This window comes from Butyrivibrio sp. YAB3001, assembly GCF_900112195.1.
Taxonomy (GTDB): Bacteria; Bacillota; Clostridia; order Lachnospirales; family Lachnospiraceae; genus Butyrivibrio.
Genome location: NZ_FOKR01000004.1, coordinates 207481 through 220518 on the forward strand (window position 1 = coordinate 207481; position 13038 = coordinate 220518).

The 13038-nt window shown below is 38.9% G+C and carries 13 protein-coding genes; 3 read left to right on the forward strand and 10 right to left on the reverse strand.

What is annotated here, in order from left to right; translation table 11 throughout:
• Nucleotides 1-209 precede the first annotated feature (209 nt).
• The 4 genes from BM086_RS06180 to BM086_RS06195 all read right to left on the reverse strand — a co-directional run bounded on the left by BM086_RS06180 (nt 210) and on the right by BM086_RS06195 (nt 4587).
• Nucleotides 210-824: a GDSL-type esterase/lipase family protein gene (locus BM086_RS06180; protein WP_092324897.1), complete on the reverse strand. Its 615-nt coding sequence runs from the start codon at nt 822-824 to the stop codon at nt 210-212.
• A 196-nt stretch (nt 825-1020) separates the two neighbouring features.
• Nucleotides 1021-1722, reverse strand: a complete 702-nt coding sequence (locus tag BM086_RS06185; RefSeq protein ID WP_092324899.1) for a Bax inhibitor-1 family protein — start codon at nt 1720-1722, stop codon at nt 1021-1023.
• A 237-nt stretch (nt 1723-1959) separates the two neighbouring features.
• Nucleotides 1960-2799, reverse strand: a complete 840-nt coding sequence (locus BM086_RS06190; protein ID WP_092324902.1) for a DUF3737 family protein — start codon at nt 2797-2799, stop codon at nt 1960-1962.
• Between the two features lie 285 nt (nt 2800-3084).
• The gene (locus BM086_RS06195) at nt 3085-4587 is read right to left on the reverse strand and encodes a GH39 family glycosyl hydrolase (RefSeq protein ID WP_092324904.1); all 1503 of its coding nucleotides are present in this window, start codon (nt 4585-4587) and stop codon (nt 3085-3087) included.
• Nucleotides 4588-4854: 267 nt separating this feature from the next.
• Between BM086_RS06195 and BM086_RS06200 the strand changes: the two genes are divergently transcribed.
• The gene (locus BM086_RS06200; RefSeq protein ID WP_092324906.1) at nt 4855-5388 is read left to right on the forward strand and encodes a DUF456 domain-containing protein; all 534 of its coding nucleotides are present in this window, start codon (nt 4855-4857) and stop codon (nt 5386-5388) included.
• 136 nt (nt 5389-5524) lie between these two features.
• Here BM086_RS06200 and BM086_RS06205 read toward each other — a convergent pair whose 3' ends face one another.
• The 4 genes from BM086_RS06205 to BM086_RS06220 all read right to left on the reverse strand — a co-directional run bounded on the left by BM086_RS06205 (nt 5525) and on the right by BM086_RS06220 (nt 9669).
• Nucleotides 5525-6136, reverse strand: coding sequence for an LURP-one-related/scramblase family protein (locus tag BM086_RS06205; RefSeq protein ID WP_092324908.1), 612 nt, complete (start codon nt 6134-6136; stop codon nt 5525-5527).
• Between the two features lie 68 nt (nt 6137-6204).
• Complete coding sequence (locus tag BM086_RS06210) at nt 6205-6852, reverse strand: MBL fold metallo-hydrolase (protein ID WP_092324910.1); 648 nt, start codon at nt 6850-6852, stop codon at nt 6205-6207.
• A 79-nt stretch (nt 6853-6931) separates the two neighbouring features.
• On the reverse strand, nt 6932-8749 hold the full coding sequence (locus BM086_RS06215; RefSeq protein ID WP_092324912.1) for an ABC-F family ATP-binding cassette domain-containing protein: 1818 nt from the start codon (nt 8747-8749) through the stop codon (nt 6932-6934).
• Nucleotides 8750-8835: 86 nt separating this feature from the next.
• Entirely contained in the window at nt 8836-9669 is an 834-nt protein-coding gene (locus tag BM086_RS06220) for a YitT family protein (RefSeq protein WP_092324914.1), read from the reverse strand.
• Between the two features lie 144 nt (nt 9670-9813).
• Here BM086_RS06220 and BM086_RS06225 point away from each other — a divergent pair, with 144 nt between their 5' ends.
• The gene (locus BM086_RS06225) at nt 9814-10929 is read left to right on the forward strand and encodes an alpha/beta hydrolase (RefSeq protein ID WP_175560127.1); all 1116 of its coding nucleotides are present in this window, start codon (nt 9814-9816) and stop codon (nt 10927-10929) included.
• Between the two features lie 24 nt (nt 10930-10953).
• Here BM086_RS06225 and BM086_RS06230 read toward each other — a convergent pair whose 3' ends face one another.
• Nucleotides 10954-11241, reverse strand: coding sequence for a Nif11-like leader peptide family natural product precursor (locus BM086_RS06230; RefSeq protein ID WP_092324918.1), 288 nt, complete (start codon nt 11239-11241; stop codon nt 10954-10956).
• Between the two features lie 249 nt (nt 11242-11490).
• On the opposite strand from BM086_RS06230, the gene BM086_RS06235 reads away from it, so the two are divergent.
• Complete coding sequence (locus BM086_RS06235; protein ID WP_092324920.1) at nt 11491-12030, forward strand: SprT-like domain-containing protein; 540 nt, start codon at nt 11491-11493, stop codon at nt 12028-12030.
• Nucleotides 12031-12032: 2 nt separating this feature from the next.
• Here BM086_RS06235 and BM086_RS06240 read toward each other — a convergent pair whose 3' ends face one another.
• Nucleotides 12033-12767 carry an ion transporter gene (locus BM086_RS06240; RefSeq protein ID WP_092324922.1) on the reverse strand — a complete coding sequence of 245 codons (735 nt, stop codon included), beginning with the start codon at nt 12765-12767 and terminating at the stop codon, nt 12033-12035.
• Between the last annotated feature and the right edge of the window lie 271 nt (nt 12768-13038).

The following is a 13038-nucleotide window of genomic DNA, read 5'->3' on the forward strand; positions in this document are numbered from 1 at the left end:
CAAGTAAAAAGACATCTCCCAAAGCAAGCTCTTTTCCCCATAATTACGCTTGCAGAGATGTCAACAACGCAAGTCTATATTATTTTATCCCAAAGAAAAATGGTGCACAATCCCAATTTCGACTGTGCACCACATATTAAATCTGTTTAAATCATTTTCTCACGAAATACGGATTTCCATTTGAATATGAAAAACAATATCTCATTAAATTATTTTTCCTCAAGGAAACTAACCAACGCATCCGCAAGCTTCTTATGCCCATCCTCGTCAAGATGTTCATCATCAACTTCGCTTGCCCTTGCAAAATCAGAAGCTGCCAGAAAACGATATCCATTTTCTATAGCCAGTTCTTTATAATAACCTTTCAGCCTTTTGCTCGTATCAACAGAGCTTACGCTAAACTCCGGATCTTTTTCTTCCTTCCATACATCATCACCAAGATGTATAGGCGAAACCACGATTATCTTTTCAGGTGAAACATATTTTTTCACCTCGGAAAGGCATTTCTCAAGCCCCTTGCTGATGGTATATGCATTAGCATGGAAAAGAGTTTTGCAATCATTAGTTCCAAGCATAACTATCGCATAATCTATAGGGCTTACACTTTCAAGCACCATTGGGAGCGCATCAACAGACTTTCTAAGCGGTCTTAGTTCATCTTCAAATACTGTAGTGCGTCCGCAAAGACCTTCCTCTACAATTCTTGCATCCCCAAGTTTTTCCTGCACTAAGCTTGTCCAGCGCACGCCCCAGGGATATCGCTCTTTAGTTCCGGGAATAAGTCCCCATGTATTCGAATCGCCAAAAGCCAAAATATTTTTCATTGCTATACCTCACTGATGCATATCTTGCATTCAACTACTGCTTTTCCCATTTCTTATACAGTGAAGGGCTGCTTCACCTACCCTTCACTATAATTATGCATTCGCCTGGTCAGAACGTAAAATACATGTGCTTTATAGCCTGCTATAAGTTTAGTTATTACTCACTCCAGCAACCAATTCGCTCATTCAGTTCTAATTAAAACTTATTCTTTCTTGAACCCTTGCTGTTACCAAGAATGCTGAGGATTCTCAAAAACAGATTGATGATATCAAGATAAATATCAAGCGCACTGTCAACAGCATTGTCAATAGTCTTAGGATACTGTTGTGCTTTCCAGTAATCATAACCAATATATACTGAGAAGATTGCTGCACCGATCATCGCTGTAATGGACTGCTGTACTCTAAAGATCAATAGAATAAGTTCAATAACAATAAGTCCGCTCAAAGCTGTAAATAATATGGTCCCGAATTTAGAATAAAGTTCAGGTTTCAAAATGCTAAGGCAGATCATGATAACTGTTATTCCAGCCGTATATACAATTGCCTGAAGTACTATTGTTGAGCTAAGCCCTCCATAATAATAAACAGCTGCCGAAACTACAAGGCCGATAGGAACAACCACGAGATTATATCCCAAAAAACTAATCGCCGGATTATCACTCCTTGCAGAAATAAATGTACCTGCTAAAACACATATCACATACCCTATGAGCAACGCCACCGGATTTATGCTAAGTGCAAATCTTGTAAACTTCGCACATATCAAAATGTTGACCAATAATCCATATGCAATTACTCCACCAAGATATAAATTGTAAGTTCTGTCAGAAACGATTTCATTTTCCATGACAGTCTTATACAGTCTTTCTTCTTTTCTTTCACTCAATCCAAACATGAATAAGTTCCTCCTTTGTATCTATATACCCTTATAATAAACTCTATTAAGCCATAAATAAATCTCCATTACAGCAAAAAAGAGCTGCAAGTTTTGCCCTGCAGTTCTTTTCATTCGTTTGCATCTCGCAGCAATAGCCTATTCACGCAATCATCCAATTTGCCTTAGTCGAAGTAATTCAATCACTCTTGAATCATTTTCTCACGTAGTGCGAATTTCTGCCTGAATAGTCAATTATTATTTCACGATTACTTTTCCTTCTGCCTTTGGATCATCCATAATGATCTCAGAAACCTCCGGAACAGTTATCACTCCGGATAATGGATTCTTGATGCTGATAACAGGCGTAAGTATCGATGCCTCAACCTCCGACTTTTCAAAAGCAAGATCTGCCTCCATCATCTTACAGTCGATAAGCTTCAGCCCCTTGCAATAGCAAAGCGGCTGTGTTCCCATTATGGTACAATTCTCAAAGGTGACATTCTCGCAGTACCAAGCCAGATACTCTCCCCTTATAACACTGTTCCTGATAACTACATTTTTGGCATGCCAGAAAGCATCTTTGGTATCGAAATTACAATTCTCGAAGACAGAGTCTGTAATGTATTGGAAAGAATACTTTCCTTTAAGCTTAACATTGTCAAATGTAAGTTTCTCAGACCTCATCATGAAATACTCACTCTCAGCCTTAGAATCCTTCATCTCTATGCCATTGACCGACCACCCAAACTCAGGTGAGATGATATCACTCTCCTCTATCTTTATCTGTGAACATTCACGAAGTGCCTTTATTCCATGGAGCTTTGAATTTCTGATAACTGCATTATTGGTATACCAGAGCGCAGCCCTACAGTTCTCTGTCATTTCGATGTTATCAAGCTCAAGATTGTCATCATGCCAGAATGGATATCGCAGATTAAAAAAACTATCTCTGACAACAATATTCTTTCCTTCCTTAAATGCACTTTCCCCATCAGCCGGGCCATCAAATCGGCAATCTATGACAGTAATATCCCTGCTGCCATATAGAGCTCTTTCTTCATCGAAAGTCTGTCCTGTTATCACTTTATTATCCATAAAAAATACCTCATGTTTTCCTAAGCTGTATCATCGATAATAACTTCAGCTGAGCTTATTAGAACCTCACTAATTATCTGTTCAACTATAGTAAACGTCAACTAAATCTGTCACTTACTACATTATACCAAATGACGTATCGTCTTGCCTAATGTCTTTTCCCGTGCAGAATCATATTTTTCTATCGCAAACGTCAGATAAATATGTCGTTTGCGATAGATTACTCCCGAATCCTTTTTTGCATGAAACATGCATTTTCTGATACAGTTTTTTCGATGAGTCACATCAATGGAAAGCTATCACTTTCTCATAATCATAACCGCGGTCAGGTGTAAAATCTCTTTTTGTGAGAGTAAAATATACAACTCCATTTCTTCTTACCAGTACCGAAACATCTGCTGAGCCATTTTCTGTTGCCACAACACTGCTTCCAGCCAAAGGCCAAGCAGCGCTCCTTATCATTTCTATCTCATCCGCAGACGGATAAGCAGGCTCGCCCATATCATGCCACATCTTAAGCGGATTGCAGCTCACTTCATCCACAGTTTTTGTTATCAGTGTATATTCACCGCCATCCGGGCATGCAATGGAAATCTCCCTGTTCTGATCTTCCTCATCAATGTTCCACAAAATTCCGGCATAGCCCTTATCGCTCTTTACAATCACTGAGTTATCATCTCTGTGAACGCATTCCTGGCCAAACAACTTAAGCTGCTTATAAAAATAGAAAGTCCAGAAGGTAGGCTTTGGAATATTACCTGCAGCAACCATACCAAAACCGCCATGGAACAATGAATCCGGAACTCCCTGCTCCTCGAATACATCTCCAAAGGTCCAATAGGAATATGCCTCGTTCACATCACCAAGCCTTGAAAGCTGTCTTGCCAGATATGCTGCATTTATGTTCGTATCGTGAATTACACCCTTTGGAGTATATGATGTACTAAACTCAGTTAAGTGTATTGGAAGCCCTTTAAACTCATCAAAAGAATCCACAATATCGCGAGTTGACTGTAAATTCGCAAAACGCATTTCAGAATCTTCCAGTTTAGAATAGTCATAATGGCCAATTCTTTCGGGAAACTCTACGGTGTAATGATGTCTTGTAATCCTGTCAGGGCGAATTCCCTCTTTTTTACAAAAAGAAAGAAAGCCTTCAATCCACTCTGCATCCCTTACGCCGCAAATTGCAGGACCGCCAACCATGAATCTCTTATCAAACTCTTTTATCGCCAAAAAAGTCTCTTTAAACAGTTTGAAATACTCTTCCATGTCTGCCTTGTACCAAAATCCCGGAAGATTTGGCTCATTCCAGACTTCAATAGGCCAGCTTACAACCTCTTCGCCATAGCGGTTCTTAAGATGTTTAAGCAGAGCTATCACCATGTCTGTCCACTTTTTATAATCCTTCGGCGGAGTAGTATTTCCCTTCCAGTAAAAGATTGTCTGAGTTCCGCTTGCAAGCTCTGAAGGCATAAAACCAAGCTCCAGATAAGGTCTTATCCCCACCCTTATGAAGCTGTCAAAAATCCTGTCAAGATAAGTATAATTGTATTCAACCTTTTTCTCACCGTTCTCTTCATACTCATGATAAATTGATACATCATCAGAGAAAAGACCATGCCCTCTTATATAAGAAAAGCCGATCATTTTCTGCACAAATTCCAGTTCCCTCAAGTACTCGTCTGTAAGCGCAAGTCCAAGGCGTCCTGTGCCCACACAATAATCCACATTATTGTTAAAAGTTTCCTTTTTGTTTAAATCCACAACAATTTTTCCCGTTACCATACCTCATACTCCCTCATTAAAATCTATTAACAATTTGTTCACATCAACTTTAAGGTTTATTAAAGTTCTCGCGTTATCATTATAACATCAAGCAAAGGAAATGCGCTTGATAACAGAACAAATAACAATTTCTTTTTCATAACATCCCTTCAGTGAAATACCTGAAGGGTTCCTCCCTAAAATTCAGCCGTGACAATTTTGTCGCGGCTTTTTTGTATGCACCGTGCTATACTAATATAGAAAATCTTAAAGGGAGAATTGTAAGGCATGACTAAAAACGCTTTTCCGCTTATTACCCAGAATTTAAATATATTACCCGAAGATGCCCACAACCTGTGGGAAGAAAAATGGAATGTATCTCTGTCAGATGATGCCCACACCAGCATAGGCACCTTGCATTTTGAAGATGGCATTTCACACGGAGAAGTTAAACTTTCTGTAGATCTTGCTCCGGAATATGAAAAGACAGAATATATTGAAGAAATCTTTTACGCCATGGCAAAATTTGTCTTCCGTCTAAAGGAGATAAAAGAAATCAGCACTTCCTGCAGTCATGAAAATGACCACCGCATAAGAGGACTTGAAAATGCCGGCTATGTTTTCCGCAACTTCAAAGATGGACATGATTATTACTCCATGAAAAGACAAAAATCCTCATGGACTGGGCTTTACGTGATAGTCGGACTCATCGCAGGATTCTTTATCGGAATAACAATTTCCAATCTCTGGCTAGGCGCCATCGCAGGCGTTCTTATAGGGACTGCAATGGGCTATCTTATGGATAAAAAAGAGCTGGACTAAGAAAAATTATATAAACTCCATTAAAAACGCCGGAATTTAGAGCAGATACAAGTCTAAATTCCGGCTATTTTATTCCATATAATTCAAAAATACCTATATTCAAAGGATGTCATAAAATCAGCATTCCATTTCATCTTTAGTTTGAAGAAGATGATGTTGACGATGATGAGGAAGAAGCATTTGCAGCCTCCCTATCCTTAATCATATGCTGAAGTGTCACAAGAATAGCAATTACTGTTTTTTCATACTCAGGTTTATAGATGTCTATGCAGTATTTATCATGGATAGAGAGCATCTTCTGAGCGATAACAGCAATAACTTCGCCTCTCTCATCATAAAGTTCAAAATTCAGCCCAAGGATATTTCCTCTAAGCTGCCATCCCAATCCAACAATGTTAGTAATGTCCTTGATGATGTGCATGATCTCATTGGAGATTTCGAATTTAAAGCCATCGGCCATAGTAACGAAATGTCTCTCATGCAGCGTAAAGAACTTTTTCTCTACATGTGCAATCTGGTTCCCCTGCGCATCGGTAATATCCGTTTTATCATGAATAGAAGGAAATTTGGTAGTTGAATGATAAATAACATTTTCATTGTCATCTGTAATATCGATCACTTTGTGAAGCGTAAATATTTTTGAAGTTGTAAACAATGATTTTGCCGGATTGCCAAATTTCTCAACGTTATTAACATTTGTGCTCTCACCTGCTTCTCTGAAACGATGAACTTTCGAAAAAACTCCCATACACTTTCCTCCATTTTCATTAAGTCAACTCTGCCACTATAATATCTTGAATGAAGCATTCAATATTTTTATTTTTCAAAATACTGTATCTTTTCCACTACCTTGACAGGGCTCTTTACAAGATTTGAAAAAGTCTTTCCGTCGCTCTGTCTGCCGACTATGCTACCGTAATGTGTCGGTATAGCGAACTCTGGTCTGATAGTATTGATAAGATCTGCCGCCCTTTTGGCATCCATAGTATATGTTCCGCCAATAGGAACAAGCGCGATGTCACACTTAACCTTCTTAGCTTCTTTGGTAACACCTGTATCTCCGGCGATATAGATTCGCTTACCTTCAAGTCTTAAAATATATCCAACCCATTCAGCTCTTCTTGGATGGAAAGGTTTGACTGTGTTATACGCAGGTATGGTCTCAAGCTCAAGTCCGCTTATCTCACGGTAAACTCCCGGTTTAACCGTATCAATCTCTTTTACCTCGCGCTCCACTTCTCTTGCATCATCTTCCATTCTCTCCGGAACCACAAGAATCGTATCAGGCTTTATTACCTTTCTGATATCATCCACAGAAAAATGATCATAGTGCTGATGCGTTATCAGGCAAAAATCAGCATCATGCGGTTCACCCTTAATCTTAAACGGATCCACATATATTATTCCAGAATCACTATCAATCCTGATACTGCTTTGTGTGAACACCTCAATTTTATCCAGCATAAAAATCTCCCGTAATACTAATCCTCATAGCCAATTAAAGTTCATTGGCAGCATAAAATCATTATAACTCATTTTCAGCTTATTTCGCAAAGCTATCAACTAATTCCTGAAGTTCAACATACCTGTCCATTTTTCTTTCAATTTCAGCATCAACTTCTTCTTTTTCTTTGCTAAGTTTCATAAGTTTAGGAAAATCAGTGGCTGCTGCCGCAATCTCTTCATCAAGTTTGGCGCTTTTCTCTTCAAGCTTTTCTATTTCTGCCTCAATGTTGTCATATTCTCTTTGCTCACTAAATGAAAGCTTTGTCTTTTCCCTTGGCACTCTGTATTTACCCTTTGAAGCTTTGTCAGCACCATCTCCGTAAGAATTAGCTCCCTTATTATCATTTTTCTGACTTTCAACAGTTTCAGATTCCTTCTTATGAAAAACATAATCAGAATATCCGCCTTCACTCTGATGAAGGCACCCATCCGCCTCAAAGGAAAAGATTCTTGTGACAACCCTGTCAAGGAAATACCTGTCATGACTGACTGTAATGATAATCCCCGCAAATCCGTCAAGGTAATCCTCTAAAGTCCTGAGCGTCTGAATATCAAGATCATTAGTAGGCTCATCCAAAATAATGACATTTGGCTGCTCCATAAGAACTTTTAGCAGATAAAGCCTTCTCTTTTCACCGCCTGAGAGCTTTGAAATCGGCGCATACTGCATGTTCGGGTCAAACAAAAACCTGTCGCACATAACAGATGCAGAAACAAGACCGTCCTTGGTCTGTATGAACTCTGCAGTATCTTTTATATAATCGATAACTCTCTTGCCTTCGTCCAGAGCTTCATTTTCCTGGCCAAAATATCCAATCTTGATAGTCTGACCAATCTCTACGGTACCGGTATCAGGCATAATTGCTCCGATAATGCATTTTAAAAGCGTTGATTTGCCGCAGCCATTTGGACCTATGATCCCTATTCTGTCCAGCTTGTTAAATGTATAAGAAAAATCCTTAAAAAGTTTTTTTCCTTCATAGCTCTTGGAAATACCATCAATTATGATAGTCTTGTTTCCCATTCTTGTAGGAAGAGAGCTAAGTTCTACCTGCCTCTCTTCTTCCGGACGCTGCCTGTCACGAAGCGCTTCAAATCTCTGAATATGAGCTTTCTGCTTGGTAGAGCGCGCTCTTGCTCCTCTCAGCATCCATGCAAGGTCCTTCCTATAAAGTGTTGCGGCCTTTCTCTCAGCCGCCTGCTCATAATCAAGACGCTGCTGCTTTAACTCCAAAAATCCGGAATAATTTGACTCGTATTGATAAACCTTTCCCTTATCTATCTCCAATATCTGATTCGTAACTTCATCAAGAAAATATCTGTCGTGGGTTATCATAAGAAGCGCACCCCTGAAATGATTAAGAAAATCCTCAAGATACTCGATCATCTCAGAATCCAGATGGTTAGTTGGCTCATCCAGGATCAAAAGATCTGAAGGAGTCATTATCGCAGCCACAAGCGCAGCTCTTTTCTTCTGTCCGCCGGATAAAACTGAAGGGTTACACTCAGGATCATCAATCCCAAACTTGGCAAGATTTGCCTTTATTTCCCCCATCTTATCCCAGTGGTCATCTCCTGCATATATCTTTTCCGTTATATTCTGCAAAAGAGTCTTTGACATATCGAAAACCGGATTCTGCGGAAGATATGAAATGCGAAGTCCATTACTTATCACAACCTTTCCACTGTCAGGTTCAACAACTCCCGCCACAATAGAAAGAAGCGTCGACTTACCGGTACCGTTAGTGCCTACGATACCTATTTTATCTGTGTCATTCACTCCTACAGAAACGCCCTCCAGAACAGGCTTTGACATGTATGACTTAGACACATTTTCCACATTTAAAATATTCATAAAACCAAAACTCCAATGTAAATATATTAAAGGTCAGATCAAGTATATCCCCAATCTAACCTTTTTTATCTGAGAAAAACAAATTGTCATCTCAGAATTTCATCTATGGTAGATACTGTACTGAAACTTCCTGAATGCGTTGATATGATTTCCTTCATTATAGGAAGCTCGAAATAACTGATGTAGCAGATAAGTGTATTGTTCTCTCCCGCAATAGCACCTCTTGAATCCATTATCGTGCAGGTCTTGTTAAGCAAATTCTTAATATCACTTATGATTCCATCAGGGTCCTGAGTGATAATTGTTACCTGTTTGATGGATTCAAAGTGATCTGTATAATGGTCAATAACTGCCGTTGCAACAACATATACCAAAAGACTAAGCAGCGCCGCTGTCACATCGATCACCACAAAAACTGTAAGATATACTACCGCATTAAACCCCAGAAGTACAGGTGTCATGCTATAATTTCGTCCCGTTTTATCAGATATCTTTTTTACTACTATATTGGCCAGTATCTCCGAACCGTCGATACAGCCACCATTTCTAAGTATCAATGACAATCCCGCTCCCAGAATTGCGCCACCAAATGCAACTGCAAGAAAATGCTCTGTGCTTATCTCAAATGGAATATGTTCAAAAAAATCAAGACCCGCAGTATATACAACAGAACCTACAGCTGCTTTTATGGTGAATTTTTTCCCAAGAAATGCGTATCCGGCAATAATAAACGGCATAAACACCAGTAAAACGCATAGTGACAACTGAATGCCTGTAAGCTTACTTATTATAATCGCAACACCAGCTGTTCCATAATCGATCGCATCATTTGGAAGTAATATCAAGGCAACTGAAGAACTCGCCATAACCGCCCCAAGTATAATAAAAAAGTATGACAATATCCCCTGTTTTTTCTTCATTTTCCAATCCCCCTGTCATCATATAAACATTATATTATATAATCACGTGCTATGGGGCATTTACCTTTGTATCACAATTTTATATAATTGTGCAGTTGGGGAAACTATAATTTTAGCAGCACGATGAACAAAGAGGATTTTAGTATGAAAAAGAAAACTATTATGTTCTTTATAGCATTTATGGTCGCAGCACTTTGTGCATGTGGTACAAATGCTGCACAAGAGCAAACCGTAGAAACAAGTAATTCAGGGGAGGAAACCACTATGACAGCTGAAAATAACAGCGAAGGCAGCACTATAACGACGGAAAACAGCGGTAACGAAACTAACAATGCCGCAGAACAAAGCAGCGAAGATCTAAGTTCTTTTGCCACAGGAATTGCAACTGAAGATAACACAGCAGAATCTGATACCACAGAATTCGTGCTTAGTGATGAGATTGACAAGCGCTGCCCTATAATATTTGAAGCTAACAGAAAAGACGTTTCCTATGGTGAATTTACCCACGACACCTACTATTCAGGCACCTGCGAAATGGAGCGTGGTTACAGCATTCTCCTTCCTGCAGACTATAGCGAAGATAAGAAATATCCTGTTCTTTACCTTTTACATGGAATTTTTGGTGATGAATATTCTTTTTCCGGGGATAAGAATAACAAGATAAAAGAAATTGTTGGAAACATGGCCGCTGATGGATTCATCGAAGAAACTATCGTTGTATGCCCAAATATGTATGCCACATCCAATCCCGAGCAGAAACCTGCATTTGATAATGAAAGCTGTCTGCCCTACGATAACTTCATCAATGACCTGGTAAATGACCTTATGCCACATATCGAAAGCAAATATTCAGTTCTTACCGGAAGAGAAAATACATATCTCGCCGGTTTTTCTATGGGCGGTAGAGAAACCATCTACATAACCCTTCAAAGGCCTGAGCTTTTCGGATATGTATGCGCCATTTCCGCAGCTCCAGGAATTGTTCCGACTCAAGATAAATTTATGACTCACAACGGCCAAATGGCTGAAAGCGAAATGAAGTTTGCAGATGGCGCCACTTTGCCAAATGTTTTCATTATCTGCTGCGGAACCAGAGACTCAGTGGTAGGCACTTATCCCAAGCAGTATCATGAACTTCTCGAAGCTAACGGCTCTGACCACATCTGGTATGAAATAACCGGCGCAGATCATGATAATAATGCGATAAAGAGCGGACTCTTCAATCTGTTTAAGCAGATTGCCTATGATAAGACCAAGTAAAAAAGATTTTTATATATTTTTCTATTAAAGATCCTTAAGCCTCATCATAAAAATTGAATACTCATCATTTTGAAAGTCCAGGTCCGGTGAATTTTCACCACCACCGTTGGTACTTCTTTTTATTTCCGCATAAAACTCTTCACCCTGATTCACAATATCCATAACTGTCATTGGGAAGCCATTTTCTGTGGCTATCTCGCAAAAATCATATACAGGGTTCGAAGAGTTTCTTGTGTCCAGGAGCTTATTTTTCAGACTTTCATCATCCTTGGCTTTGATTATCAGTTTCTCAAGCATTTCAGTAATTTTCATAGCCCACTCCTCCATTTTCCATTGCAGTAATCCAACGCTTTGCTCTTTATCCAATATTTTAAACGAATGGTGAGCGTTTTACAATTCAAATGATAGAGCAAGCGGGCCAAATGCACACTTTGGATAAACAGCTCCGTACTCAACTTGAATGTATTTTCCTAATCATTAATATTTGCAAAATTATTTATTTTTATGGTGTATAATTGTTGTGTTAAAAAATTGATTTATCGTAGGTAATCGGAGTATATTATGAAAGATTTCAAAAGACTTCAGCAGGAATGCATGAAAGAAGTCAAGGATGCCGGCATTGTTCCCGGAACTATAGGCAATTGGATGATAAACACCCGCGCCAAGAAAAGATGGGGCTACTGTCGTAAAGAAATAGATGGAACATACGAGATTCAAATAGCGCAGCAGCTTCTTTTTGATGATAGAATTTCAGATAAAGCGTGCAAAGAAACCATAATACATGAGATTTTGCATACCTGCCCAGGCTGCATGAACCACAAGGAAAAATGGAAGAGTTTCGCTCAACTTATGAATGATAAGTATGGTTATAATATCAAACGCACAACAAGTTGTATTGAAAAGGGCGTAGAAGAAACACCTTCTCAGAAGCATATATCAATTAAGTATGTGTTCACTTGTAGCGGTTGCGGCGCCAAAATATACAGGCGTCGAAAAAGCAAGTTTACGAAATACTACAAAAACTATATCTGCACAAGATGCAGCACTCAAGGATGGAAACGTGAAATAGTAACTACTTCTTCTAAAAAGAAGGCAATTTAATATTATAATTCATATTTAGATTTCTTTCTGCTCACTTCTCCTATATATGCCGCCGTTATCATACCTGAAGGAAGTGCTATGACTGCAACGCCCATAAGCGCTGAAACCATGGTAATAAGGCGTCCCACATTAGTCGTAGGATAAATATCTCCATAGCCGATTGTCGTTATTGAGATAGTCGCCCAGTATATTGCGTCAAAAAAGCTATTGAATAAATCAGGTTCCAACTGAAAAATCAACATAGCGGAAACGAAAATATAGATAACAATAAGTATCAAAACCGCAAGAAGCTGTTTTTTTACCTTCCTAAGAACATTTGCGATGACCACAGCAGTCTTGGAATACCTGATAAGTTTCAGCACTCTGAACACCCTGAACAACCTGAGCAATCCAATGGCTGATTTTACAGGTGAAAAGAGATATATTATAGGCACCAGAGAAAGAAAGTCAAAGATTGCCAATGGAGTAAAAATGTAAGCAATATACGCTTTGAAACTCTTATACCCCATCTTATAATCTGCAGTGCAGATTCTGGATACATAATCTATTGAAAAAATAAACGTCGTAAGAATTTCAATCCATACAGTAAAGCTATTATCTTTTTTTAGAGTCAGTGGGATCAGCCCCACAATTACTGCCGTTGTCATAAGCAAGTCATAGGCTCTGCTGGACTTATCTCCAATGCTTGATACTTCTATTACTTCATATACTCTTTTCTTGAATGTGTTATTTTCCATATGCGCATCCTACTATTTACAAGCCTGCTGAAACCATATCTATAGTTATATGTTTTAAGTCACATCGAACATGCCGTTTGCTATAGGAATAAGCGGCGACTTCAAAAGTTACCGGACACAAAAGCAAGTATCCCAAGTACAACCAGTATCAAACTAAAAATTTGGCAAATGGCAACAAAAATTGCAGAGTATAAACCCTTTCGCGAGGTTTGAACTCCAGAATCAGATATAAGGAGATCTTTTTCTTTATCCTTACCCATATAAAAACCTC

What these genes read in the sequence shown, in the direction of transcription:
- BM086_RS06180 (WP_092324897.1), bottom strand. Translation starts at nt 824, where the DNA reads ATGAAAAATATTTTGGCTTTTGGCGATTCGAATACATGGGGACTTATT.
- BM086_RS06185 (WP_092324899.1), bottom strand. Translation starts at nt 1,722, where the DNA reads ATGTTTGGATTGAGTGAAAGAAAAGAAGAAAGACTGTATAAGACTGTC.
- BM086_RS06190 (WP_092324902.1), bottom strand. Translation starts at nt 2,799, where the DNA reads ATGGATAATAAAGTGATAACAGGACAGACTTTCGATGAAGAAAGAGCT.
- BM086_RS06195 (WP_092324904.1), bottom strand. Translation starts at nt 4,587, where the DNA reads ATGGTAACGGGAAAAATTGTTGTGGATTTAAACAAAAAGGAAACTTTT.
- BM086_RS06200 (WP_092324906.1), top strand. Translation starts at nt 4,855, where the DNA reads ATGACTAAAAACGCTTTTCCGCTTATTACCCAGAATTTAAATATATTA.
- BM086_RS06205 (WP_092324908.1), bottom strand. Translation starts at nt 6,136, where the DNA reads ATGGGAGTTTTTTCGAAAGTTCATCGTTTCAGAGAAGCAGGTGAGAGC.
- BM086_RS06210 (WP_092324910.1), bottom strand. Translation starts at nt 6,852, where the DNA reads ATGCTGGATAAAATTGAGGTGTTCACACAAAGCAGTATCAGGATTGAT.
- BM086_RS06215 (WP_092324912.1), bottom strand. Translation starts at nt 8,749, where the DNA reads ATGAATATTTTAAATGTGGAAAATGTGTCTAAGTCATACATGTCAAAG.
- BM086_RS06220 (WP_092324914.1), bottom strand. Translation starts at nt 9,669, where the DNA reads ATGAAGAAAAAACAGGGGATATTGTCATACTTTTTTATTATACTTGGG.
- BM086_RS06225 (WP_175560127.1), top strand. Translation starts at nt 9,814, where the DNA reads ATGAAAAAGAAAACTATTATGTTCTTTATAGCATTTATGGTCGCAGCA.
- BM086_RS06230 (WP_092324918.1), bottom strand. Translation starts at nt 11,241, where the DNA reads ATGAAAATTACTGAAATGCTTGAGAAACTGATAATCAAAGCCAAGGAT.
- BM086_RS06235 (WP_092324920.1), top strand. Translation starts at nt 11,491, where the DNA reads ATGAAAGATTTCAAAAGACTTCAGCAGGAATGCATGAAAGAAGTCAAG.
- BM086_RS06240 (WP_092324922.1), bottom strand. Translation starts at nt 12,767, where the DNA reads ATGGAAAATAACACATTCAAGAAAAGAGTATATGAAGTAATAGAAGTA.